This is a genomic window from Microbacterium sp. 16-032 (assembly GCF_041079455.1).
GTDB classification, from domain to species: domain Bacteria; phylum Actinomycetota; class Actinomycetes; order Actinomycetales; family Microbacteriaceae; genus Microbacterium; species Microbacterium testaceum_A.
The window spans coordinates 513,638-536,930 of sequence record NZ_JBFYGQ010000001.1 but is presented as its reverse complement, the minus strand read 5'-3'; the positions used below and the strand labels follow the sequence as shown (position 1 = coordinate 536,930).

The window sequence follows — 23,293 nt, the reverse complement described above, 5'->3', positions numbered from 1 at the left end:
TCAGATGTCGAGGAAGCGGACGTCTTTGGCGTTGCGCTGGATGAAGCTGCGACGCGACTCGACGTCTTCTCCCATGAGCACCGAGAAGATCTCGTCGGCCGAGGCGGCGTCGTCGATGGTGACCTGCTTCAGCGTGCGGGTCTCGGGGTCCATCGTGGTCTCCCACAGCTCGTGGTCGTTCATCTCGCCGAGACCCTTGTAGCGCTGGATGCCGTTGTCCTTGGGGATGCGGCGTCCGGAGGCCTGACCGTCGACGAGCATCGCGTCGCGCTCGCGGTCGCTGTACGCGTACTCGTGCGGGTGGTTCGACCACTTCAGGCGGTACAGCGGGGGCTGCGCGAGGTAGACGAAGCCCGCCTCGATGAGTCCGCGCATGTAGCGGAAGAGCAGGGTCAGCAGCAGCGTGGTGATGTGCTGGCCGTCGACGTCGGCATCGGCCATGAGCACGATCTTGTGGTACCGGGCCTTGGCCATGTCGAAGTCTTCGCCGATGCCCGTGCCGAAAGCCTGGATCATCGCCTGCACTTCTTTGTTGCCCAGTGCGCGGTCGAGGCGCGCACGCTCGACGTTGAGGATCTTGCCGCGCAACGCCAGGATCGCCTGCGTGTGCGGGTCGCGACCCTGCACGGCCGAGCCGCCGGCCGAGTCACCCTCGACGAGGAAGATCTCGCTGATCGAGGGGTCTTTCGAGGTGCAGTCCTTGAGCTTGTCGGGCATCGCGGCCGACTCGAAGACGCTCTTGCGACGAGCGGTCTCGCGCGCCTTACGGGCGGCGAGGCGAGCCGTGGCGGCGTCGATCGCCTTGCGGATGATGTTCTTCGCCTGCGCCGGGTTGCGGTCGAACCAGTCGCCGAGCTTGTCGCCGACGACCTTCTGCACGTAGGCGCGGGCCTCGGTGTTGCCGAGCTTGGTCTTGGTCTGGCCCTCGAACTGCGGCTCCGACAGCTTCACCGAGATGACGGCGGTGAGACCTTCGCGGATGTCGTCGCCGGTGAGGTTGTCGTCTTTCTCTTTGAGTAGGTTGTTCGCGCGCGCGTAGCGGTTGACGAGAGTCGTCAGCGCGGCGCGGAAGCCCTCTTCGTGCGTTCCACCCTCGTGGGTGTTGATGGTGTTCGCGTAGGTGAAGACGTTCTCGGTGTACGCCGTCGTCCACTGCATGGCCAGCTCGAGCGCGATCTTGCGCTCGGTGTCCTCGGACTCGACCTCGATGATCTCGTCGTTGACCACGTCGGCCTTGCGCACGCGGTTGAGGTGCTCGACGTAATCGACAAGGCCGCGTTCGTAGAGGAACGTGTCGTGGCGGGCGTCGGTGACCTCTTCACCCGGCTCGCCCTCGGTGATCAGCGACTGGGGGCGCTCGTCGCGCAGGCTGATGCGCAGACCCTTGTTGAGGAAGGCCATCTGCTGGAAGCGCGTGCGCAGCGTGTCGTAGTCGAAGTCGATGGTGTCGAAGATCGTGGCATCCGGCCAGAAGGTGATCGTCGTGCCGGTCGCGTCGCTCTCTTCGCCCTGCGCGAGGGGAGCGAGGGGCACGCCGCCGTCGCGGAACGACTGACGCCACACGTGACCCTGACGCTTGACCTCGACCTCGAGGCGCGTCGAGAGGGCGTTGACGACGGACGAGCCGACACCGTGCAGACCGCCCGAGACCGCGTAGCCGCCGCCGCCGAACTTGCCGCCGGCGTGCAGGACGGTGAGGACGACCTCGACGGTCGACTTGCCCTCGGTGCGGTGCATGTCAACCGGGATGCCGCGACCGTTGTCGACCACGCGCACGGCGCCATCGCTGAGGATCGTCACCTCGATGGTGTCGCAGTAGCCGGCGAGGGCCTCGTCGACGGAGTTGTCGACGATCTCCTGCACGAGGTGGTGCAGGCCGCGCTCACCGGTGGAGCCGATGTACATGCCCGGTCGCTTGCGGACCGCCTCGAGACCTTCGAGCACCTGGATGGCGTCTGCCCCGTACTCGTTGGGAACCTTCTTGCTGGTCGCTTCGGGTTCCTCGGAAACGCTGTCGGGGTTTTCGGACGTCATGGGTACGCGCGCTCCAGATCGGTTCGTCGGAACCTCCATCCTATCGCGGAAGGGCCTTCGAAATGGCTTGTACGCCCCAATGCGGGGATAAATCACGTCAAGCCGGGATCGACCATGGCTCAGCCGTAGGTATCGCGCGGACCGCGGCCTGGAACGGCTCTGGGCCCCCATTTCCAAGAGGGGACGTCGGGGCCCACGAACCGGATCGCCTCGACACCGGCATCGGGGAAGCGGCGGAGGATCTCCGAGAGGATCTGCGCGCGCATGAACTGCAGTTGCTTGGCCCACGCCGTGGAATCGGCCTGGACGGTGAGGGTTCCGCCGTCCAGGGCGACGGGACGTGTGTGCGCCGCGGTGTCGGCTCCGGCGACTTCGTCCCACGTGCGCACGAGGTCCTCGCGCGAGAGCTGGGGGTCCCATCCAGCGGACTTGGTGAGCGAGGACAGCACATCGCCCAACCCGCGCGGGTCCCGCCCCGGGGTGAACGGGGCGTTCTCGCCGTCGTCGGCGCGGCGCCGACGCTTCTTCTTGCGATACGGCGACGGCTCGAGACCGCGCAGACGCAGATACGTCGACATGGTCTCGGGGATCTCCGCGTCGTCATTCATCGTCGATGTCCCGAATGCGCCCGGCATCGACGCGCACGACATGAGCGCGCAGCCCGTCGGGGACGTCTTCTTCGACGGCGGCGGTCACGATGACCTGCTCGTACCCGCCGGCGAGCTCCGCCAATCGCGTCCGGCGTCCGGCGTCGAGCTCGGCGAAGACGTCGTCGAGGATGAGGACGGGGTCTCCCAGCCGCGACTCCGCGCGGAGGATCTCGGCCGAGGCTAACCGCAGCGCGAGCGCGACGGACCACGATTCGCCGTGCGAGGCGTAACCCTTCACCGGCAGGCCGCGCACGCGCAGCACGAGGTCGTCGCGGTGGGGTCCGACTAGCGTGAGTCCGCGCTCGAGCTCGGCCGGTCGCTTCGCGACGAGGGCCGCGCGGAACTGGTCGGCCAGCGGCTCGCTCGAGCCCGCACCATCGACCGCGTCGCCCTCTTCGGGGTCGCCCCCGCCGACCGAGAGCGCCCACGACAGGCGCGGTTCGTGATCGGCGCCGGCGATCGCGGCGTACGCCCGGGCGACGGGATCGGAGAGATCGGATGCCAACGCGCTCCGCGCCTCGATCACCTCGGTGCCGAGGGTGACCAGCTTGTCGTCCCACACGTCGAGGGTGCTGAGGGCGTCGCCGCGGAGGCCGCGGGCGCGCGCCGATTTGAGCAGAGCGCTGCGCTGGCGCAGGACCCGGTCGTAGTCGCCGAGGACGGCGGCCATGCGCGGGGTGCGCTGCACGATCAGCTGATCCGCGAAGCGACGACGAGCGGAGGGATCCCCCCGGACGATCTGCAGGTCCTCGGGAGCGAACAGGACCACCTGCGCGTACCGGGGAAGCTCCGAGGTCCGCACATTGACGCCGTTGACCCGTGCCTTGTTGGCGCCCTGGCGATTGAGTTGGAGCTCTAGGAGCACGCTCCGCTCGCCGTGGGCCAGTCGCGCGCGCACGATCGCGGCATCCGTTCCGTCTCTGACGAGGGGCGCGTCGTTCGAGACGCGGTGCGAGCCGAGGGTGGCCAGATACGCGACGGCTTCGACGAGATTCGTCTTGCCCTGACCGTTGCGACCGACGAAGACGTTCGCTCCCGGAGAGAGCGAGACGTCGGCTTCCGCGTAATTGCGGAAGTCCTTCAGTCCCAGCTGCTCCACGATCACCGAGTCAGACTACCCGCCACCTCCGACACGGCAGCGAGACGCAACTCAGCGGAGGAGGAGGTTGGGCTGCAGGAGGTACTTGAAGGTCCCCTCGCCGCCCTTCTCGACCGACGTCTGCGGAGTGACCAGCACGGGGCTGAGCTTGTTCGCGTTGTCGCTCGAGGTGAAGGTGATGCGCGTGAACTCGCTGCGCACGGCACCCAGCGACTCGATCAGGTACTGCGGGTTGAGACCGAGGGTGACCTCGTCGCCGACGAGCGTCGCGTCGACCGACTCAGTGGCGCGAGCCTGCTCGGTGCCGGACGCATCCATCGAGACGCCGTCGGGACCGAAGGTGAAACGCAGCGGCGCGGAGCGGTCGAGCACGAGTGCGACACGACGGACGGCTTCGATGAGCTCCGCGGTGTTGACCACGCTGTGGTGCTCGGTCTGCGCGGGGAACAGGCGACGGACCGGCGGGAAGTTGCCCTTGATCAGCAGCGAGGTGACGGTCTTGTTGCCCGACGAGAAGGCGATGATCTCGCGATCTCCCGAACCCGAGAACGCGATCGAGATGTCGCCACCGTGGGCGAACGTCTTACCGACCTCCTGGAGAGTGCGGGCCGGCACGAGGGCTGAGGTGGGCTCGTCGGATGCCGCGGCACCGCCGTCCCACGGGATCTCGCGCAGGGCGACGCGGTAGCGGTCGGTCGCGACCAGGCTCAGCCGCGTGCCGGAGACCTCGAGCTGCACACCCGTGAGGACGGGCGTGACGTCGTCGCGCGACGCCGCGAAGGCGACCTGCGCGATGGCCGTGGCGAACTCGTCGGCCGGCACGAGGCCGGATTCTCCGGTGACCTCGGGGATGGCGGGGTATTCCTGCACCGGCATGGAGGCGAGCGTGAACCGCGCCGATCCGCACGTGAGCAGGATGCCGCCGTCGTCGTCGACGGCGATCTGGATGGGTGCGTTCGGCAGACGGCTGGCGATGTCGCTGAGGAGGCGGCCGTGGACCAGGATCGTGCCCGGCTCGTCGACGGTCGCTTCGATCGTCGTCCGCGCGGATGCTTCGTAGTCGAAGGCGGCGAGGGTGAGGCCCTGCTCGTTGGCCTCGATCAGCACACCGGCCAGGATCGGCTGCGGATTGCGCTGCGGCAGGAGCTTGACCACGAACGAGACGGCTTCGCTGAACACATCGCGATTGACGTGGAACTTCACGGGTGCTCCCTTGACGGCGGGTATGGCTTACCCATGCTAGTGCCCACGTCCGACCGAGCCTGTCGACCGACGTCTCCACGGCAAGGTCATCGAATCTCTCTTAACAATGATTTGGAATCTTCATCTTGTTAACAGCTGTGGAGAGTGTGGATAACTCTCGACACGCGTGTTAACAGCAGGGATGTCGGGCTCCGTTAACTGTGGAGGAGCTGCGGACAGCCTGGGCACTTAACGCGTCGGGGTCGCGGGGGCGGTCGCCCGTCTTCCACAGTGTTAACAGCGCAGTGCACAGATCATCCCGAGGAAAACAGAGTTATCCACAGGTTTTCCACACTGTGCAGAACCTCGGTGAAAACTGCTGCTGAGCGCTCTTCAGAACCTGATCAGAGGCCGAAAAAGAGAAAGGGGCCCGAACCACGATCGTGGTCGGACCCCTTCGGCAGACGGGCGCTCAGCGCATGCGTCCGAGTTGGCTCGTGATCTCGGACACCTGGTTGAAGATCGATCGACGCTCCTTCATCAGGTCGCTGATCTTCTTGTATGCGTACATCACGGTCGTGTGGTCGCGGTTGCCGAAGAGCTGCCCGATCTTCGGCAACGACAGGCTCGTGCGCTCGCGGCACAGGTACATGGCGATCTGTCGGGCGGTGGCCACGGCCTGGGAGCGGCTCGAGCCGTACAGGTCGTCCACCGACAGCTTGAAGTACTGGGCGGTCGCCGTGATGATGTCGGTCGGCGAGATCACGTTCGCGTCGTCCTGGTCGATGATGTCGCGCAGCACCGTCTGAGCCAGGGACATGTCGAGCGTCGAGCGGTTGAGGCTCGCGAACGCCGAGACGCGGATGAGGGCGCCTTCGAGTTCACGGATGTTCGACGACACCACCGTGGCGATGTATTCGAGCACGTCGTCGGGGATCAGCAGGCGCTCGCTCTGGGCCTTCTTACGCAGGATCGCGATGCGGGTCTCGAGGTCGGGTGCCTGCACGTCGGTGATCAGGCCCCACTCGAAGCGACTCCGCATGCGGTCTTCGAAGCCGGTGAGCTGCTTCGGCGGAAGGTCGCTGGTGATGACGACCTGCTTGTCGTGATCGTGCAGCGTGTTGAAAGTGTGGAAGAACGCTTCCTGCGTCTCGGCGCGACCCTGCAGGAACTGGATGTCGTCGATCAGGAGGATGTCGACGTCGCGGTAGCGCGCTTGGAACGCAGAGCCGCGGTTGTTGGCGATCGAGTTGATGAAGTCGTTCGTGAACTCCTCGCTCGACACGTAGCGGACACGGATGCCGGCATACATGCTCGCGGCGTAGTCGCCGATCGCGTGGAGGAGGTGGGTCTTGCCGAGCCCGGAGTCCCCGTAGATGAACAGCGGGTTGTACGCCTTCGCCGGCGCCTCGGCCACGGCGACCGCGGCGGCGTGGGCGAAGCGGTTGGACTGGCCGATGACGAAATTGTCGAAGGTGTACTTCGGGTTGAGGCGCGTGTCGTTGCGGGACGCGGGAACGATCGCCTCGGGTGCCTGCTCTTTGAGGGCGGCGTGCGTGGGGGCGGCCTGTATCGCGCGCTCTTCACTCGGCGCCGCCGACGAGCTGCGCTGGGTTTCGATGACGTCGGGGTTGACGACGACTCGGAACGTGCCGATCTGCGGGTCGTCTCCCTGTACCTGGGCGAGCGCCTCGAGGATGGGGGCGCGCATGCGCTTGTTGAACTGCGCCGCGGTCAGATCGTTCGGCACGTCGAGATAGAGCGTCCCGCCCATCACACCCTGTGGAACGGCGAGGTTCAAGAAGCCGTGGAGTTGCGGGGTGACGCGATCATCGGTGAGAAGCTGGTCCAGCACGGATGACCAGACGGGCACATCCGGTGCTTCGTGCAGAGACATATCCCCTCCGGGATCTTGACGCGACGGGAGATCGACGTGTCGCGTCGAACCTGTGGATAACTTCCGGGGCCACGCTAGTTCGCGGCTCAGTCGGAGCAAAATCCACTGTAGGACTCGGTCGCGTGTCTTTGCCACGCTTGTGGACAACGCCTGGGGATAATGGGCGGTCGCGTTCTCGGTTTGAGTTAACGCCGCTCGCGACGTAGCCTTAGTCGGTTGACTTATGCCTATACGGCAGTCCCGACCCCCGTCCCCGGCAGAAGAGCATCGGGCGACATCACCTCCGGAGTGACCCATGAGCAAGCGCACCTTCCAGCCCAACAACCGCCGCCGCGCCAAGAAGCACGGCTTCCGCGCCCGTATGCGTACGCGCGCCGGCCGTGGCATCCTCGCGGCCCGTCGCGCCAAGGGCCGCACCGAGCTCTCGGCCTGACAGCCCCGGTGCTCGCGAAGCCGAACCGACTCACCCGCGGATCGGACTACAAAGCCACGGTCCGACGGGGCACTCGCTGTGCCGGAGCGCACACCGTGACCTACGTCGGAACCTCGGCCGAAAGTGGTTCGCCCCGGTTCGGCTTCATCGTGAGCCGCCAGGTCGGCTCCGCGGTCACCCGCAACACCATTCGCCGCCGCCTCAAGGCGGTGTGCGCCGAGGCGCTCCCGTCTGTTCGCGGGGGCGCCTCGATTGTCATCCGTGCGCTGCCTTCGGCGGCGACCGTCGACTATCCGACGCTTCGCGCCGATGTGGTGCGATGCCTCGAACGAAAAGCATCGGTATGAGCGCTTCGACTCTCCCGACCTCCTCCACGGGGGCTGGCCGTCTCTCGGCCGACGGTGTCGTGGCATCCATCCCGCTCCTCCCCCGCAATGCGGGGCTGGCGCTGTTGCACGCGTATCGAGCGACCATCTCGCACGTCTACGGCGACGTGTGCAAGTACTACCCGTCCTGCTCCGCCTATTCGGTGGGCGCCGTGCAGCAGCATGGACTCGTGAAGGGCATCGCGTTCACCGCGGCCCGTCTCGCACGCTGCCATCCCTGGGCTCAGGGTGGCATCGACGACGTCCGTCCTCATCGGGCCTTCCGCCACGAACTCACTCGGCACGGATTCGTCGTGCCCTCCCGAAAGGACTGATCGTGCAATTCGATCTCATTGGGACCATCCTCTGGCCATTGAAATGGATGGTCGAACTCGTGCTGGTCGGATGGCACGCGCTCTTCACCGCGCTGGGCATGGCCCCGGCCGCCGGTCTGACCTGGGTGCTGTCGATCGTCGGCCTCGTGCTGATCGTGCGCGCCGCTCTGATCCCGCTGTTCGTGAAGCAGATCAAGAGCCAGCGCAAGATGATGGAGATTGCTCCTGAGCTGCGCAAGGTTCAGGAGAAGTACAAGGGCAAGCGCGACCAGCTCTCCCGCGAGGCCATGAGCCGCGAGACGATGGCGCTGTACAAGAAGCACGGGACGACGCCCGTCTCGAGCTGCCTCCCGCTGCTCGTGCAGATGCCGATCTTCTTCGCCCTCTTCAGCGTGCTGAACGACGTCTCGAAGCACGCGGCGAGCGGCATCGGTGGCGTGGGCCTGCTCACGCCCGAGCTCACGACCGAGTTCTACGACGCGCGCCTGTTCGATGTGGCATCCATGCACGTCAACCTCGTCACGGCGTGGAGCCAGCCCGACGGGCAGGTCACCGTCGCTATCCTGCTCACGCTCGTCGTGCTCATGATCGGTTCGCAGTTCTTCACGCAGCTGCAGATCATCTCGAAGAACCTGTCGCCCGAGGCCAAGACCGGTCAGGCGTACCAGATGCAGAAGATCATGCTCTACATCCTGCCGCTGGCCTTCATCTTCTCGGGCGTCTTCTTCCCGCTCGGTGTCGTCATCTACTGGTTCGTCAGCAACCTGTGGACGATGGTGCAGCAGTTCGTGGTCATCCGTGAGATGCCGACGCCCGGTTCCGACGCCGCCAAGGCTCGCGAGGAGCGCCTGGCGCGCAAGGGCAAGGCCATCGACTCGTCGGGCAAGGTCGTCCCGGTCGAGAAGTATCGCGCCGAGCAGGAGCGCCTCCTCGAAGAGGCTGAGAAGGCTCGCGCAGCCCAGCCGAAGCGTCAGCAGCCGGTCGGAAAGCAGCGTGCGAAGAAGCAGCAGTCCACGAAGAACACCGGTGCCGCGGGTGGATCCGCCGGCAACGCCGGCTCCGCACCCGCCTCCTGAGAACCGGAGATCACGATGACGACGTCCGATCAGATCGCCCCCGACCAGACCGCCGCCACCGAGGAGCAGCTCGAGCAGGAGGGCGACATCGCCGCCGATTACCTCGAGGGTCTCCTGGACATCGCCGACATCGACGGCGACCTCGCCATGGACGTGCGCGCCGGCCGCGCGTACGTCTCGGTGGAGGCCGAGGATGCCGCGGCGCTGTCCACTCTGTCGCACCCTGACACCGTGCAGGCGCTGCAGGAGCTGACGCGTCTGGCGGTGCAGAACTCGACGGGACGGTTCTCGCGCCTGATCCTCGACATCGGCGGATCGCGCGACGCCCGTCAGCGGCAGCTCGAGAACCTCGTCGACCGGGCCATCGCCCGTCTCGACGAGGGAGCATCGCAGGCGTCGCTGCCGGCCATGTCGAGCTACGAGCGCAAGCTGGTGCACGACATCGCCGCCGACCGCGGGTTCACCTCCGAGTCGTTCGGTGAGGGTGCCGACCGCCACACCGTGATCCGTCGCGGCTGAGTGATCGGATGCCGGAACAGCTCGAGGCCGAGCCGGGCGCAGCGCTGACGCTGTTCGGCGATCACATCGAGAAGGCCCGTCGTTTCACGCGGAATCTCGCCGTTCACGGGGAGGAACGCGGGCTCATCGGCCCGCTCGAGGTGCCGCGACTGTGGACACGCCACATTCTGAACAGCGCGATCGCCGCGCCGTACTTCCAGGGGCGCGCCGTCGACGTGGGATCGGGTGCGGGTCTGCCGGGTCTCGTGCTCGCGATCGCTCGTCCGGACGTGGAGTGGACGCTCATCGAGCCGATGGAGCGCCGTACCGCGTGGCTGTCGGAGCAGGTGGCTGAGCTCGAACTCGAGAATGTGACCGTCGCGCGTATGCGTGGCGAGGAGTGGTCCGAGGGGCGGGTGTTCGACGTGGCGACGGCCCGCGCGGTCAGCGCTCTGCGCACGCTTCTGCCGTTCACCGCTCCCCTGGTTCGACCAGGTGGCAGACTCGTCTTCTTGAAGGGCGCCAACGTGGGCGCCGAGGTTGACGCGGCCGCGAAGCAGGTGCGGAAGTTCGGGCTGACTGACGTCGCGATCGAGGTCGTCGGCGAGGGAGTGCTCGACGAACCCACGCGCGTGTTCGTGGCCACTGTTTCGCACTGAGAGACCTGCGTGTCGGACTGACGGTCGCGAGCGAGCCGAATCACACGGCATCCCGACGTCACGGGTCGTCGTCGACGAGCGCGCGAGGTCGTGGTCGACCGCCGGCGGGGCGCCGGTCCGAGCTACGGGTCGTGCGGATGTGACACCTCGGGTGCACCCGGGTCGATGCTCCGGAGGAACATGGTGAAGGCCTGATCGACGCGGCGGAAGTCCGCCGTCGCATCCAGGTCCATGATCAATCCGCGGATGACGGCGAGGACCAGCGTTGCGGACGGCGGCGGGTCGATCGTCGACAGACCCTGGGCGAGCAGCGGGAGCCAGTCGGTGGTCGCTCGTGCGCGAAAGCCCGGCCACAGCGAGTTCTCGCGCTGCTCAGGGAGCTGCGTGAACATCCGCAAGAAGGACTGGCCCTCGGGTTCGGTCACACCCACCCAGGCTGTGGCCAGCGTGTGCGTGTAGCTCTCCCCCGGGACGACCCGGAGCAGCTCGCCGAAGGAGGCGAGGTGCATCTCGCGTGCGCGACGCAGCACGGCGCGGAACAATTCGTCGCGGGTGCCGAAGTGGTAGAGCAGCATCCGGGCGGATGTGCCCGTCGCCTGGGCGAACGGCTCGAGGCCATCGGGGAGCCCGTGAGTAAGAGCGTGTTCGGCGCATTGATCCAACAGGTCTTCTGCGATTGCCGGCTGCTTCTGTCTGCCCACGGTGCGATCATTTCACGTAATAGCAGGTACGTCTAACCTTGACGCGGGGTCAACACGAACGGGCGCGGCCATGGAGGTCGTGTCTGCGCACGGAGCATTGGTGCGGGGTGGCGCGTGGTGATGGAAGCCGACGGCTGATCTCCTACGGGACCGTACCGGGATCGTGAGCCGCGCTGTCGCGCTTCCTTCGTGCGGTGAGACGGCTGGCCCGCGTCTGGAGGTCTGGTGGCGGATGCCGCGGACCTGCGTTTCGCTCTGGATCAGGTGGATGCGGCGGTTGTCGTCGGCCACTCCTACGGCCGCACCGTCATCGCAGAGGCGGGCCATCATCCTGCGGTGAAGAAGCCGCTGTACGCAACCTCCTATCTGCCGCAGGTGGGTCAATCGCAAGGAGGCATCATGAGCGATGACCCTGACCTGGTGCGCGTGAAGCTCGGCGATGGAGGGCTCCTCGAGCTCGAGGGAGAGGATGTCTCGTCGTTCGGGCGGCGATTTCCTCCAAGACGCCGATGCCGCCATCCAGTCCGAAGCCTGGGACCGAGTCACGATTCAATCCACGTCGGTTTTCGCGACTCCGGTCTCGTGCGCGGGCTGGCACGGGGTGGATTCGACGTACATCGTGTGCCGAAGAGGACCGCAGTACGTCTGTCGTCCTGCAGCGCGTTGATGCTGCTCGTGCGCAAAGGTTCGTCGAGCTTGCGCCCGGCCACCATCCCTTCGTCCCGCGTCCCGATCTCGTCGTCGATCAGCTCGAGCTGCTTCTGTGAGACGCGAACGTGATGCTTGCGCTTTCGGCAGGATCGAGCGCGCGTGCCTTGCAGTGGTGGGACGGTGGGACACCAAGCGCGAGACGCGTGCGTTTCACGTGAAACGGGCGCTGAACAAGCCGGTGGGGAGGTTGTCTCGACGTGGCGGTTGTGTGGAGCGAACCGGGGTCCGGGTGCCAGCGCCTGGTCATTGGGCAGGCCCCCGCGTCTGGTGGGGTGGGCCGTCCTTTCCGCTGAGAGTGGTCCGCGCTAACTCGGCATCCCGTGGGTAGGGATGTCTCGTGCGCTCTCTCATGGTGGTGATCGAACGACTGTCCGGGTCCGCGTGGGTGTTGTCGGCGATCGGGGACAACACTTTACGGCTGAGGTCGGGGAGTACGTTAAGTGTCCCGAGCCTTTCAGCAAGCCGCAGTCGGCCGCTAGTGGTTTCGTCGTCGATGGGTGTGTGCCGGCCGCGGGTGGGGTGTGATGCCGGGTCCTGGTCGCATACCGAATGCTCCGCTCCCCCTGGCCGGCGGCAGTGCGAACGCGCGGCTCTTATTGCGATGTTTCACGTGAAACCTTTGACGGTCGCGGATGGTGCTGGAGCTGGGCTTCTCTGCAGACGATCTCGAGCTCGGCGAGTGGTGGAGATCATCCTGGTGCAGCGGGTCCCTGTCGGCTCGGTCCATGTCGAGAGGTGTGGAAAGAGTGGATTGCTTTCGCGATGGGTGATCTGTTCTGCTCCGCCGGCCTTCGCGCTCGTTCGTGGCCACCCAGCGCCTATCGGTGGGCCGAGTTTGTCGTCTTCCGAGATTGGCGCGATGCCATCCGCGGGGGTGAGGCATGAGGCCCTCCTTGGGGCTGCGGGGAGTCTCTAAGGGCGGGCTAGCCAGCGTTTGGCGGTCCGATGCGTTCTCGAATGTCGAGGGCGCTGCTTCACAGCACCGAATCACCTTTGGTCGCTCTACTCGTGTTGTTGTGGGGAGCGCGGGGTGTCGCAGTGGTGCCGCCCTCCTCCCTGAAGTGCTTTCCGCCACGGAAGCGCGACACGGACGGCGCTCTGACGTAGGCGCGCAGCCCCTCCCCCGACACCGCTTCGCGTGGCCCTCGGGCCGCCACCTGAAGAAGACTGCTCCCCCGGCGGACGTCATGCACCGAGAAGCGGGAATCCCCTCCCCCGGAACCCGTCGTGATGGAGTGGGTGTCACGGACCGGGCGCTGCAGCCGTGCGCGATTGATCACGCGGAGCCGGCAACCTTGCTGCGTCAGAAGGTCAGCCACGACCCACCTGGTCGCTTCGTGCGGAAGGCGCGGGGTATGTTTCACGTGAAACATGTCGTCGGTCATGTTTCGCGGGACGAGACGAAAGGCAGCAGGACCTCCCTTTGACAACGTGAAGCGCGGCTTCACGGCGGTCCGGTTGCGCCCACGAATACGACCGCGCCCGTCGGGATGGCACCACGGTGAAGGACACGGGCGGCAGTGGCTCGCCTGCTTCCAGCGGTGGAGTGATCTGGGCTGGTGACCAACACCTCTTTGGGAGCGGGCTCAACGCGGACGGAGCGCGTGCGGTTGCTCTCCATTCGGGTATCGGTAGGCAATGGGTGTGACAAAGCCGTTCCGCGCTGGCGGTCGATCTCTTCTCGCTCGTGCACTGGTCTTCCTGGGGACGGAAGAGGGCTGCTTGTCGGGCCCGAGGCCCACGGCCTGATGCTGTCGAGGACCGGGGAGTGCAGGGCACGCCTGAATAGCGGACGATTTGATTGCCAACCCTTGGAAGAAGGCCGAGCCCTACTGGGATCAACTCACGCGACGTTTCACGTGAAACATCGCACCGCGCGGGACGTGCGTGAAGCTGGTAGGCCCACGTCGGACGCGCGTGCCAATATCGACGCGTAGCGCTGTGGCCACATGGTGGCGGAGCTCGGCGCTTAGGTGGCCGTGCGCAGAACCCCTGATTACCGCACGCTGACGTGAACGCCCCAGGTGTCATCCGAACGCGCATGTATCGCCGACGGTCCGCCGATCGAGCGCAGCTGTCGCGCCGCAGTCTGGGGACCCGGCCGGTGAGTCACCGGTATCCACCCAATCGAGCCTGGAAGCCGGTGAGATCGCAAGGCTTTCGGCTCGTCTCGAGAGGGGCCTCAGTCCCCGGCCAAGGGTCGAAGGTGGCTCAGGCCTGGCATTGCCCGCCTGCGTGAGGTGTGTGCGTCCGTTCACCGCGCAGGCCTCGCGGGAGGACTGGTGGCGGGCGCGGCCGGCGGAGCGCGCTCTACGCACGGCGGCCGCGGGTTCATGCCGTTGTGGTGCGAGTTCTTCTCCCCTGCCGCTCATCGCCCACGTGGGCATCGAGCGACTCGCTGGTATCGGTGGCCGGCGGTCGTCTTCTGGCGGTACTGCTCGACGCGTCCTGATCTCGGTCCGCTCCCCTGCGTCGTGCCCTGGCAGTTACGCCAGCGTGGCTCGCACCCGGTCGGCGGTCGTCGTCGCACGGAGCTGCTCAACCCCGCGTGATTCCGGCCGACCCCTGTGCCCCGCGCGGCTCTTACGAAGGCGTGGCTCGCACCGGGTCGGCGGTCGTCGTCGGACGGAGCTGCTCAACCCCGCGTGATTCCGGCCGACCCCCTGGGCCGTGCCCGGCTCTCGCAGAGGTGTGGATCCCCTCAGGCTGGCGCCCGCCGTCTCGTGGAACTGCCCGACTCCGTCTGATTCCGGTTCGCTCCCGTTCGCGGTGCGTGATGCCCGCGGCGGCGCGGCTCGCATCGCACGTGCCGAATCCGCTGCCGTGTGAGCTCCCGGAGCCATTGCCGGGTCGGAGGTCCAGGACGTGTGCCGCCAGCAGCCGTACGAGTGCTCTCGGGTGTGTGCATCGCGCGCAACCGTGCGTCACACGCCCAGGTTGTGAGGCCAGCCTGAAGACTGTGCGCTGGCGCGGGTGACAAGAACGTAAACGCCTCCCGGAGACACGGGCTGGCTGGTCGCGCTTGCGACGAGACTCGGAGTTCCCTGTTGTCGCCAGGAGTCGCCGTCATCCTGTATCGCTGGGGCTCGTCGACATCTGCTGATGATGGCGGTCAGTTCCTCGCGCCCCGATGGACTACGCCCTCCCCGTCCTGGGTGGGGTGTTTGTAGTGATCGCGAGACTGCGCAACTTCTCGTGGATAGTCGCGGAAACATGACCTCCCCAGCCGAACGGACGCATGGCCGCGCTCACGGCGGTCGCACCAAGCCAGCCCAGCATGAGGAGGCGCGGAGCAAGCCGCGGTATCGCATGTTTCACGTGAAACGTCTTGCAGCTCAGCTCGAGCAGAGAACCTGCAGCTGACGCAAAGCGCCGAACGCACGAAAACTGGTTGTGTGGCGACCTTCCTCTGCGCATTTTCGGCGGAGTCTCAATTCTCCGCACATGTTTCACGTGAAACATCCGTCACAGGGCTACGCGTACTCAACTTTGCAGCGCGAGACCACAACCACCAAATGGTCAGACAAGAACGCGACGTTTCACGTGAAACGAACACAGAAGCCCACTCCGGGGGTGCGACCCCCTTGTGAGTCGGGCTGGGCCCCCGGCGCTCATGCCTCTGCTGCACGTGATCCAATTCATCCGCCCATCAGGAATGTCAGCACCCGCGGGTAGACTGATCGGGTTGGCGACGGGAAGGTGTGTTTCACGTGAAACAGTCCGATGAGGCAGCCACGCCGTCATCCTTCGAGGACTCCCCCATTGCACGTGAGATCGCGAATCTCTCGGCGCGGAGGCGTGTGCTCGACGAGACCACCGTCGAGTTGTCCGGTCGAACCCGTGTCTTCACGGTCTCTAACCAGAAGGGCGGAGTGGGCAAGACCACGACCGCTGTTAACATCGCTGCCGCACTCGTCTCGGTCGGTGCTCGCGTCCTCGTCATCGATCTCGACCCCCAGGGAAATGCGTCGACCGCCCTGGGCGTTCCCCACAACGCTGATACGCCCAGCGTCTACGACGTGCTCATCGATGAATTCCCTCTCGCGGATATCGTGCAGGTCAGCCCCGAGTCCCCCGACCTGCTCTGTGCTCCGAGCACCATCCACCTCGCCGGTGCCGAGATCGAGCTGGTATCACAGGTCGCGCGTGAACATCGCCTTCGGGGTGCGCTGCGGGATTATCTCGCGATCGACGGCAATCACCTCGATTTCGTCATCATCGACTGCCCTCCCTCGCTGGGACTGCTGACGATCAACGCGTTCACCGCGGCCGACGAGGTCATGATCCCCATCCAGTGCGAGTACTACGCGCTCGAGGGGCTGAGCCAGTTGCTCGGCAGTGTGCAGATGATCCAGAAGCACCTGAACCCTGGTCTTCACGTATCGACAATCCTCTTGACCATGTATGACGGGCGTACGCGTCTCGCACAGCAGGTCGCGGAGGAGGTTCGATCGCACTTCACGGACGAGGTGCTCGACACCGTCATTCCTCGATCCGTCCGTGTGTCCGAGGCGCCGAGCTTCGGGCAGACCGTCATCGCGTACGATGGCCAGTCAGCGGGCGCCATCGCCTACCGCGAGGCAGCAGTAGAGATCGTCGCTCGCGACACCACCAAGAAGGGCTCCTGATGGCCAAGAGGACCGGTCTGGGGCGCGGTATCGGCGCCCTCATCCCCACGATGGAGCCGTCGGAGGCGCGTCCCGTCGATGTCTTCTTCCCCGACGGGGTCGCCGCGGCGAAGGATGCGGCGGCGAAGACCGAGGCGGATCGCACCGAGGACGACGCGGCGCTGGTGTCGGTGCCGGGCGCACGCCTCGTGCACATCGACCCGAAGACCATCGTCCCCAACCCTCGTCAGCCTCGTACGCACTTCGATGCGGATGACCTCGCGGAGCTCGTCCACTCGGTCCGCGAGTTCGGTGTCCTCCAGCCCGTGGTCGTTCGCGACAAGGGCGACGGTACCTATGAGCTGATCATGGGTGAGCGACGCACGCGCGCCTCCCGCGAGGCCGGGCTCGAGAGCATCCCGGCGGTGGTCCGCGAGACCGATGACGAGTATCTCCTTCGCGACGCGCTGCTCGAGAACCTTCATCGTTCTCAGCTGAACCCCCTCGAAGAGGCATCCGCGTATCAGCAGCTGCTCGAGGACTTCGGCATCACTCAAGAAGAGCTGGCGACGCGCATCGGTCGCTCGCGTCCGCAGATCAGCAACACGATCCGCCTGCTCAAATTGCCCGTTCCGGTGCAACAGCGAGTCGCTGCCGGCGTTCTCAGCGCCGGGCATGCTCGCGCGATCCTCTCTCTGGACGACCCCAAAGAGATGCAGAAGCTCGCGGACAAGATCGTCAACGAGGACCTGTCGGTTCGCGCGGCTGAGGCTGCCGCCAAAATGCCGGGTGTCGCCCCCGTTCGTCAGAAGCCGAAGGCCGGATCGCGCCGGTCGGGACTTGACGACATCGCGGATCGTCTCGGAGACAGGTTCGACACCAAGGTCCGCGTGTCTCTCAACGCCAAAAAAGGCCAGATCAGCATAGATTTCGCCAGCATTCAGGACCTCAATCGCATCCTCGCGACGCTGGGTGAAGAGGGCTACACCGGCTGAAGCGGGACCGTCGGCAAGCTGATCTCGCGGCGAGCGAACGCGGCCCCGCGCCCGGTGTCGGTAGGTCGACGTACGCTGGAACGGTGACAGCGAACGACGATACCCCGCGCCGTCGCGCCAGCCTCGAGCTCTTGCGCGCGGAAGCCTCCGACGAACTCGCGGTCCTCATTCACGAGCGTCTGCGCGGCGGTGAAGATCCGTGGGACTTCATGGAAGACCTGCCCAGTGTCGACGAACTCGTCGTCCTCACTCTGCGCGCCGACAACATCTTCGAGAACGGCGGAGTTCGCCCCAACCGCTCGCGCAACTACCGTGTGCTTCGCCAGATCGCGCTCGACTACCCCCCGCTCACGAAAGCCGTGTGGAGGATCCTGGGCGAGGAAGAACCCCACCGCCGGTGGGACGCCAACGTCAGGCTCGACGCCTCCTGAGCCCTCGGTCGCCGCTCGGGCACTCCCGGGTCGATACAGCGTCGAACGGCCCTCAGATCGCCGGTGAGCGCTTGCACGGCGGGCGTTCGTGTGATCGACGCCGTTCCGCGCGCCTCGTCGATCAGATCCGTCGTCAGCGCCGTCGCCGGGGGTGATGGCATCCTGAGTCGGCTTTTCTGCTTCAGCGCGGACCGACCGCACATGCGAACGTCCCCGGCGCCCTGAGGCACCGGGGACGTTGAGTCAGAGGTCTCAGCCGAGGAACGCGGCGAGGTCCTGCTCGAGCGCGTACTTGGGCTTCGCGCCGATGATGGTCGTCTTGACCTCACCGCCCTGGAAGACCTTCATCGCGGGGATGGAGGTGATCTGGTACTTCATCGCGAGGTCCGGGTTCTCGTCGACGTTGAGCTTGAGGACGGTGATCTTTCCCGCGTTCTCGTTCTGGATCTCGTCGAGGACGGGGGCGACCATGCGACACGGTCCGCACCACTCAGCCCAGAAGTCCACGAGAACGGGTCCGTCGGCCTGCAGGACGTCCTGCTCGAACGTTGCGGAGGTCGTCGCCTTGGCAGTCATTGCATTTCTCCTTAGTGAAAGCGTCAGTTGATGAAAACGCCGGTGAACCGGGTTTTGTTCCTCAGACGACCGCGGCGTCCGGGAGGCCCTCGATGGGGCTCTCGGCGACAGCGGGCTCGCCGGCCTCGCCGCGGGCGGCGAGGAAGTGCTCCACGTCGAGAGCGGCGACGGTTCCACTGCCCGCGGCGGTGATGGCCTGGCGGTAGGTGGGGTCGATGACGTCACCGGCGGCGAAGACACCCTCCACCGAGGTGCGCGACGAGCGGCCGTCGACCCAGATGGTGCCCTGGTCGGTCAGCTGCAGCTTGTCGTGGACGAGGTGCGTGCGGGGGTCGTTGCCGATCGCGACGAACAGACCGTCCAGCGGCAGCTCACGCGTCGAGTGGTCGACCGTGGAGCGCAGGCGCACACCGTTCACGGCCTCGTCTCCGAGGATCTCGTCGACGGCGCTGTTCCAGATGAACTCGATCTTCGGGTTTGCGAACGCGCGCTCCTGCATGATCTTCGACGCGCGGAGCGAGTCCTTGCGGTGGATGATGTAGACCTTCGACGCGAACTTGGTGAGGAAGTTCGCCTCTTCCATCGCGGAGTCGCCGCCGCCGACCACGGCGATCGTGCGGTCGCGGAAGAAGAAGCCGTCGCACGTCGCGCACCACGAGACACCGCGGCCGGACAGGCGCTCTTCGCCCTCGAGACCGAGCTTGCGGTAGGCGGAACCGGTCGCGTAGATGACCGAGACGGCCTCTTCGACCTTGCCGCTCCCGAGCGTAACCTTCTTGACGGGACCGTCGAGCTCTAGCGACACGACATCGTCGTAGAGCACCTGGGCGCCGAAGCGCTCGGCCTGGGCCTGCATCTTGGCCATGAGGTCGGGCCCCTGGATGCCGTCGGGGAACCCGGGGAAGTTCTCGACCTCGGTCGTGTTCATGAGGTCGCCGCCGGCTTCGACGGAGCTCGCGACGACGAGGGGCTCGAGGTTGGCTCGGGCAGCGTAGATGGCGGCCGTATATCCGGCCGGGCCCGATCCGATGATGATGACGTGACGCACGTTTGCGCCTTCCTCTCGTTGATTCCGTCGGATGAAACCCATGGTAGCCGCGGGGTATTCCACGGCCCCGGGGGCTAGCGCTTGGGGAGGAACCGCCGGCCGAGCGCGAGCGCCGGGGCGAGTTCGGGAGTGCGGAACAGGGCCAGGATGCCGATGTACACGGCGAGGACGACTAGACCCAGCACCGCGGCACCGGCGATCCCGGCCGCGACGCTGCTGGTCATCCATCCTTCGGGGCCGCCCAGCAGGATCAGGACGCCCCACCCGGCCGCGGCGGCGGGGATCGCGGCGAGGGCGAAACGTCCGAGTGCCGACAGCCAGGAGCCCGTGCCGATGCCGGAGAGGCGGCGGCGCAGCAGCACCGTCGCCACGACCACCTGCACGATGCTCGCGAACGACTGGGTCAGGGCGACGCCGGCGGCCAGGTCCGACCGATCGACGAACGCGCCGGCCGCGATGGCCCCTCCTGCGACGAGCGCGCACTGCAGCAGGGTGAAGAAGAAGGGGGTGCGAGTGTCGTTGTAGGCGTAGAAGGTGCGCTGGATGACGAAGAGCACGGCGAGGGGCACGAGGCAGACCAGGAAGCACCACAGGACGGGAGCGGCGGCGAGGGCCTGCTCCGATCCGTTCGTGAAGATCCGGCTGGCGGGGACGGCGGCCACGGCGAGGGCGGCGGTGGCCGCGACGATGAAGAACCCCAGGGTGCGGATGCTGCGAGCGATGTCGGCTCGTACCTCGTCGTCGCGTCCCGCGGCGGCGTGCTCGCTGAGCCGCGTGAAGTAGGGCGTTCCGATCGACAGCACGATGATCGAGTACGGCAGCATGAACAGCAGCCAGGCGTTCTGCGAGGCGAAGATCGCGGGATCGTTGCCGGAGGCGCCCGAGAGCACGTTCGACTGCACGATTCCGGCGAGCTGGCCGGCGACGACCATCAGGAAGGTCCAGCCCGCGAGGCGGCTGATGTGTCGGAGCCCCACGCCTCGCCACTGGAAGTCGGGACGCAGGGTCAGTCCCGCGCGGCGCCAGAAGAACATCAGCACCGCCGTCTGCACGACGATGCCGCCGGTCGCGGTGGCGGCGAGAACGGCGATCATCGAGGGCGTCCACGCGTCGACGCGCACCTGCTGTCCCCCGAAGAGCAGGATGAACGCACCGAAGCCCGCGATCGACACGATGTTGTTGACGATCGGCGCCCACGTGTACGGACCGAAGACGCGACGGGCGTTGAGGATCTCGCCGAGCAGGGCGTAGAGACCGTAGAAGAAGATCTGCGGCAGGCACCAGTAGGCGAATGCGGTGGAGAGGGCCAGCTGATCGTCGGTGAACTTGCCCGCGTACACGTGCACCAGGAGTGGTGCGGCGATCATCGCGAGAGCGGTGGCGCCGAGCAGGCCCACCGTGCCGAGGGTGAACAGCTTCGAGATGAACGCCTGTCCCCCGTCCGCGTGCGCGGCGGCCTTCACGATCTGCGGGACGACGACGGCGGTCAGCAGGCCGGTCGAGATGATCGCGTAGATGTTGTTCGGCAACTGGTTGGCGACGGCGAATGCGTCACCCGCGCTGCTGATCGACCCGATGGCGGCCACGAGCACGATGGTGCGCAGCACCCCGCTGACGCGCGACACGATGGTCCCGGCCCCGATGAGCACACTGGCCCGTCCGATGCTGCTCACGGGCGTGTCTCCTGCTCGATGTCCGAAGGGTTCTCGTGGGGGGCGTGCTCGTCGGTCAGGGGATCGTCGGCGTCCTCGGCGGGGCCGCGCCCGTCGGCATCCGGATCCTTCACGCCGATCCCATCCACGGGCTCGTCGTCATCGGAGACCGGGGACGACGCCTCCTCGGCGCGCAGCCGGCGGCGGCGCGCGACCGTGCGGACGACCCCGAGGCTCAGGAAGCCCACGATGAGGGCGACGACGACGACGATGCCGATGTTCTCCCACTCCGCGCGCACCTCGACGTCGACCGCCTGGGGCGACCCGATCGGCACGCCCGAGGCGCTGTAGAGCTGCAGGTCGACGCTGACCTCACCGTTGGCGATACGCGCCTCGACGGGCACCTCGACGCGTGTGTTGGCCGAGGCCTGGGCATCGATCGTGGTGCGGTCCTGCACGCGCAGGCGGGCGTCGTTGGTGCGGACGGACATCACGACCGTCACCGGCCACGGCAGGTCGTTGCGCACCCACGGGCGCAGCGGCGCGCTCGAACTGACCAGACGGAAATCGGATGACAGGATGCCGACGGAGTCGAGCGTCGTGCGCGTGGCGGCGCGGTGGTCGGCGACGGCCTGGCGGGCGGCATCCCCCGTCCACGACACGTTCGTGACCTGGAGGAGCTCCGCGCGTTCGCGTCCGGTGAGCAGCTCGGGCTGATCGAGGATCGACGCGAACCGATCGACGTTCTGTTCGTCGCTCACGAGGTTGCGGACCTCGTCGACACGAGCCGCATCGACGTCGGGCGCCTCGAGTGAGATGTCAGATGCCGGCACCGAGGCGACGGCGCGCAGGGTCGACGCCGTATACCCCGGCGCGGTGGCGGCGAGGCCGAGGGTCGCTCGCAGGCTCACGCGCGAACGATCGGTGCCCCGGTCGAGGACGGCGAGGACCGGCTGGTCGGCGGTGACGGTGCGGGCGATGGAGAGATAGGCCTGGGCTGCCGCCAGCGAGGCTCCGCGACGGGTGCTGTCGTTCTGACCGGCCGCGTCGGCGAGGGCGCGCGAGACCTCCGCGTCGTAGACCGGCGTCGAGACCCCTCCGACGCGGGCGGAGGCTTGCCGCCCCCCGCCGGAGACGCTGGTCGACGGGATGAGCACGTGGGTGGGGTCGTCGGCGCTGCCGAGCGCGCCGAGGGTGGCGACGGTGTCCGCTCCCGCGGTTCCGGTCGCGGGCCAGTACACGTTGGGGGTCGCGACCCCGATGTCGAGCAGCGTCGAGAGGGACGGATACGAGGGCTGGCCGGGCGTCGTGCTGGACGCCGGTTCGGGCGTCGACACGGCGGACACCGCCGGGGCGGGCTGCACGAAGTCAGCCGCGGCCATGTAGTTCTGCAGCGAGGTGGGGCCGAGCGGGGCCGTGAGCCCGGCGTGCAGCTGCGCGGCGACGTCGGAGTCGCCGAACTGGAGGGCGAACCGGTCGTTCGGCAGGGCCAGAAGTCGCTGGAGCCACGCCACCGCGGTGGGCGGGGCGGCCGAGCCGAGCACCCGGATGGCCGCGGGGATCGCGGGATCGACGGCGAGGGTGGCCGCGGTGCCGTCCACCGCGTCGAGCTGCGCGGACAGACCACCGTCGACCGCGGTCAACTCGGCCAGCTCGTTCGCGGTGAGAAGACCGCGCGTCAGGGGGGCCGCCGTGATCGGAACGACGAGGGCGATCGGCGTCTGCGCCCCCGCGTCAGCCGGAACGACGACCACGCTCGGTGCCGTCAGCCCGCCGCTCGTCGCGAGGACCGGGTAGACGCCGGTGGCGCGGTTCGCGAGGGCCGGGTCGGTCCCCGGTGCCGTGAGGGTGGTCATCGACTGGGCGCCGGAGGCGGTGGCATCCAGGGTTCCCGTCGCGACCTGCTGGAAGGCGATGCCGGAGGCGTCACCGCTGAGCCATCGATCGATGGAGGCGTCGTCGGCCAGAGGGGCGGACCCGATCGACAGGGCGACGGGACCGGCGGGCGCAGCCGACGACCCTGCCGCGAGACTCACGACGACCGACAGGGCGTCACCGGGACGCAGGATGCCGTTCGCCGAGGGAGCCGCGATGAGCACGGACGGCGAGCTCGAAGCCGACGGCGAAGGGCTCGGCGTCGCAGCGGAAGCCGCCGAGACCGGCAGCGCCACGCCCGCGACGATGGCCCCGGCGGCGAGGGTCGCCAGGAGCCGGCGCGTGAAGGAGCGCCGCGGCACGGGTGCGCCCGAAGGCTGGGAGGTCACGGTCATACGAGCGTCGGTGGAGCGAGGGGGCCTCGCACCGCCTGCGAGTCTAGGCCCGCCTACCTACAAGCCCCCCGATA

At 67.0% G+C, this 23,293-nt stretch carries 20 protein-coding genes; 10 read left to right on the top strand and 10 right to left on the bottom strand.

Features of this window, described 5'->3' with window-relative positions; all coding sequences use genetic code 11:
* The 5 genes from gyrB to dnaA form a co-directional block, all read right to left on the bottom strand.
* A complete protein-coding gene (gyrB, locus tag AB6V31_RS02450; protein ID WP_056225069.1) occupies positions 1 to 2,034 on the bottom strand; it encodes a DNA topoisomerase (ATP-hydrolyzing) subunit B in 2,034 nt (677 codons plus the stop codon).
* Between the two features lie 119 nt (positions 2,035 to 2,153).
* Positions 2,154 to 2,642, bottom strand: coding sequence for a DUF721 domain-containing protein (locus AB6V31_RS02445; protein WP_056225066.1), 489 nt, complete (start codon positions 2,640 to 2,642; stop codon positions 2,154 to 2,156).
* Positions 2,635 to 3,789: a DNA replication/repair protein RecF gene (gene recF / locus AB6V31_RS02440; RefSeq protein ID WP_056225064.1), complete on the bottom strand. Its 1,155-nt coding sequence runs from the start codon at positions 3,787 to 3,789 to the stop codon at positions 2,635 to 2,637. Before recF ends, AB6V31_RS02445 begins: the two co-directional genes overlap by 8 nt.
* A 45-nt stretch (positions 3,790 to 3,834) precedes the next feature.
* On the bottom strand, positions 3,835 to 4,986 hold the full coding sequence (gene dnaN / locus AB6V31_RS02435; RefSeq protein WP_056225062.1) for a DNA polymerase III subunit beta: 1,152 nt from the start codon (positions 4,984 to 4,986) through the stop codon (positions 3,835 to 3,837).
* Between the two features lie 451 nt (positions 4,987 to 5,437).
* Complete coding sequence (gene dnaA / locus AB6V31_RS02430; protein WP_369363817.1) at positions 5,438 to 6,862, bottom strand: chromosomal replication initiator protein DnaA; 1,425 nt, start codon at positions 6,860 to 6,862, stop codon at positions 5,438 to 5,440.
* Between the two features lie 295 nt (positions 6,863 to 7,157).
* On the opposite strand from dnaA, the gene rpmH reads away from it, so the two are divergent.
* Genes rpmH through rsmG form a run of 6 tightly spaced genes read left to right on the top strand, consistent with a single transcriptional unit; the run spans position 7,158 to position 10,228 of the window.
* Positions 7,158 to 7,295 (top strand): 50S ribosomal protein L34, encoded by a 138-nt coding sequence (gene rpmH, locus AB6V31_RS02425; protein WP_013584598.1) that lies wholly within the window; start codon positions 7,158 to 7,160, stop codon positions 7,293 to 7,295.
* An 8-nt stretch (positions 7,296 to 7,303) separates the two neighbouring features.
* Positions 7,304 to 7,642, top strand: coding sequence for a ribonuclease P protein component (rnpA, locus tag AB6V31_RS02420; protein WP_056225054.1), 339 nt, complete (start codon positions 7,304 to 7,306; stop codon positions 7,640 to 7,642).
* Entirely contained in the window at positions 7,639 to 7,995 is a 357-nt protein-coding gene (gene yidD / locus AB6V31_RS02415; RefSeq protein ID WP_143017815.1) for a membrane protein insertion efficiency factor YidD, read from the top strand. Before rnpA ends, yidD begins: the two co-directional genes overlap by 4 nt.
* A 2-nt stretch (positions 7,996 to 7,997) precedes the next feature.
* A complete protein-coding gene (gene yidC, locus AB6V31_RS02410; RefSeq protein ID WP_176786308.1) occupies positions 7,998 to 9,071 on the top strand; it encodes a membrane protein insertase YidC in 1,074 nt (357 codons plus the stop codon).
* Positions 9,072 to 9,086: 15 nt separating this feature from the next.
* Positions 9,087 to 9,590 (top strand): R3H domain-containing nucleic acid-binding protein, encoded by a 504-nt coding sequence (locus tag AB6V31_RS02405; RefSeq protein WP_056225050.1) that lies wholly within the window; start codon positions 9,087 to 9,089, stop codon positions 9,588 to 9,590.
* An 8-nt stretch (positions 9,591 to 9,598) separates the two neighbouring features.
* Positions 9,599 to 10,228 (top strand): 16S rRNA (guanine(527)-N(7))-methyltransferase RsmG, encoded by a 630-nt coding sequence (gene rsmG, locus AB6V31_RS02400; protein WP_369363814.1) that lies wholly within the window; start codon positions 9,599 to 9,601, stop codon positions 10,226 to 10,228.
* A gap of 122 nt (positions 10,229 to 10,350) precedes the next feature.
* Here rsmG and AB6V31_RS02395 read toward each other — a convergent pair whose 3' ends face one another.
* A complete protein-coding gene (locus tag AB6V31_RS02395; RefSeq protein ID WP_369363812.1) occupies positions 10,351 to 10,929 on the bottom strand; it encodes a TetR/AcrR family transcriptional regulator in 579 nt (192 codons plus the stop codon).
* 225 nt (positions 10,930 to 11,154) lie between these two features.
* Between AB6V31_RS02395 and AB6V31_RS02390 the strand changes: the two genes are divergently transcribed.
* The 4 genes from AB6V31_RS02390 (at position 11,155) to AB6V31_RS02375 (ending at position 17,673) form a co-directional block, all read left to right on the top strand.
* The gene (locus AB6V31_RS02390; RefSeq protein ID WP_369363811.1) at positions 11,155 to 11,709 is read left to right on the top strand and encodes a hypothetical protein; all 555 of its coding nucleotides are present in this window, start codon (positions 11,155 to 11,157) and stop codon (positions 11,707 to 11,709) included.
* A 3,641-nt stretch (positions 11,710 to 15,350) separates the two neighbouring features.
* Positions 15,351 to 16,268: a ParA family protein gene (locus AB6V31_RS02385; RefSeq protein WP_369363809.1), complete on the top strand. Its 918-nt coding sequence runs from the start codon at positions 15,351 to 15,353 to the stop codon at positions 16,266 to 16,268.
* A complete protein-coding gene (locus tag AB6V31_RS02380) occupies positions 16,268 to 17,242 on the top strand; it encodes a ParB/RepB/Spo0J family partition protein (protein WP_056225037.1) in 975 nt (324 codons plus the stop codon). Before AB6V31_RS02385 ends, AB6V31_RS02380 begins: the two co-directional genes overlap by 1 nt.
* An 83-nt stretch (positions 17,243 to 17,325) precedes the next feature.
* The gene (locus AB6V31_RS02375) at positions 17,326 to 17,673 is read left to right on the top strand and encodes a tryptophan synthase subunit alpha (protein WP_074694510.1); all 348 of its coding nucleotides are present in this window, start codon (positions 17,326 to 17,328) and stop codon (positions 17,671 to 17,673) included.
* A 252-nt stretch (positions 17,674 to 17,925) separates the two neighbouring features.
* Here AB6V31_RS02375 and trxA read toward each other — a convergent pair whose 3' ends face one another.
* The 4 genes from trxA to AB6V31_RS02355 form a co-directional block, all read right to left on the bottom strand.
* Positions 17,926 to 18,249, bottom strand: a complete 324-nt coding sequence (gene trxA, locus AB6V31_RS02370; RefSeq protein ID WP_056225032.1) for a thioredoxin — start codon at positions 18,247 to 18,249, stop codon at positions 17,926 to 17,928.
* Positions 18,250 to 18,310: 61 nt separating this feature from the next.
* A complete protein-coding gene (gene trxB, locus AB6V31_RS02365) occupies positions 18,311 to 19,297 on the bottom strand; it encodes a thioredoxin-disulfide reductase (RefSeq protein ID WP_369363806.1) in 987 nt (328 codons plus the stop codon).
* A 74-nt stretch (positions 19,298 to 19,371) separates the two neighbouring features.
* Positions 19,372 to 20,970, bottom strand: a complete 1,599-nt coding sequence (gene murJ, locus AB6V31_RS02360) for a murein biosynthesis integral membrane protein MurJ (RefSeq protein WP_369363804.1) — start codon at positions 20,968 to 20,970, stop codon at positions 19,372 to 19,374.
* Positions 20,967 to 23,213 carry a DUF6049 family protein gene (locus AB6V31_RS02355; protein WP_369363802.1) on the bottom strand — a complete coding sequence of 749 codons (2,247 nt, stop codon included), beginning with the start codon at positions 23,211 to 23,213 and terminating at the stop codon, positions 20,967 to 20,969. Before AB6V31_RS02355 ends, murJ begins: the two co-directional genes overlap by 4 nt.
* Positions 23,214 to 23,293: the final 80 nt, after the last annotated feature.

Excerpts from the sequence above, each read along its gene's own strand:
- gyrB (WP_056225069.1), bottom strand. The coding sequence starts at position 2,034 with ATGACGTCCGAAAACCCCGACAGCGTTTCCGAGGAACCCGAAGCGACC.
- AB6V31_RS02445 (WP_056225066.1), bottom strand. The coding sequence starts at position 2,642 with ATGAATGACGACGCGGAGATCCCCGAGACCATGTCGACGTATCTGCGT.
- dnaA (WP_369363817.1), bottom strand. The coding sequence starts at position 6,862 with ATGTCTCTGCACGAAGCACCGGATGTGCCCGTCTGGTCATCCGTGCTG.
- rpmH (WP_013584598.1), top strand. The coding sequence starts at position 7,158 with ATGAGCAAGCGCACCTTCCAGCCCAACAACCGCCGCCGCGCCAAGAAG.
- yidD (WP_143017815.1), top strand. The coding sequence starts at position 7,639 with ATGAGCGCTTCGACTCTCCCGACCTCCTCCACGGGGGCTGGCCGTCTC.
- AB6V31_RS02405 (WP_056225050.1), top strand. The coding sequence starts at position 9,087 with ATGACGACGTCCGATCAGATCGCCCCCGACCAGACCGCCGCCACCGAG.
- rsmG (WP_369363814.1), top strand. The coding sequence starts at position 9,599 with ATGCCGGAACAGCTCGAGGCCGAGCCGGGCGCAGCGCTGACGCTGTTC.
- AB6V31_RS02380 (WP_056225037.1), top strand. The coding sequence starts at position 16,268 with ATGGCCAAGAGGACCGGTCTGGGGCGCGGTATCGGCGCCCTCATCCCC.
- trxA (WP_056225032.1), bottom strand. The coding sequence starts at position 18,249 with ATGACTGCCAAGGCGACGACCTCCGCAACGTTCGAGCAGGACGTCCTG.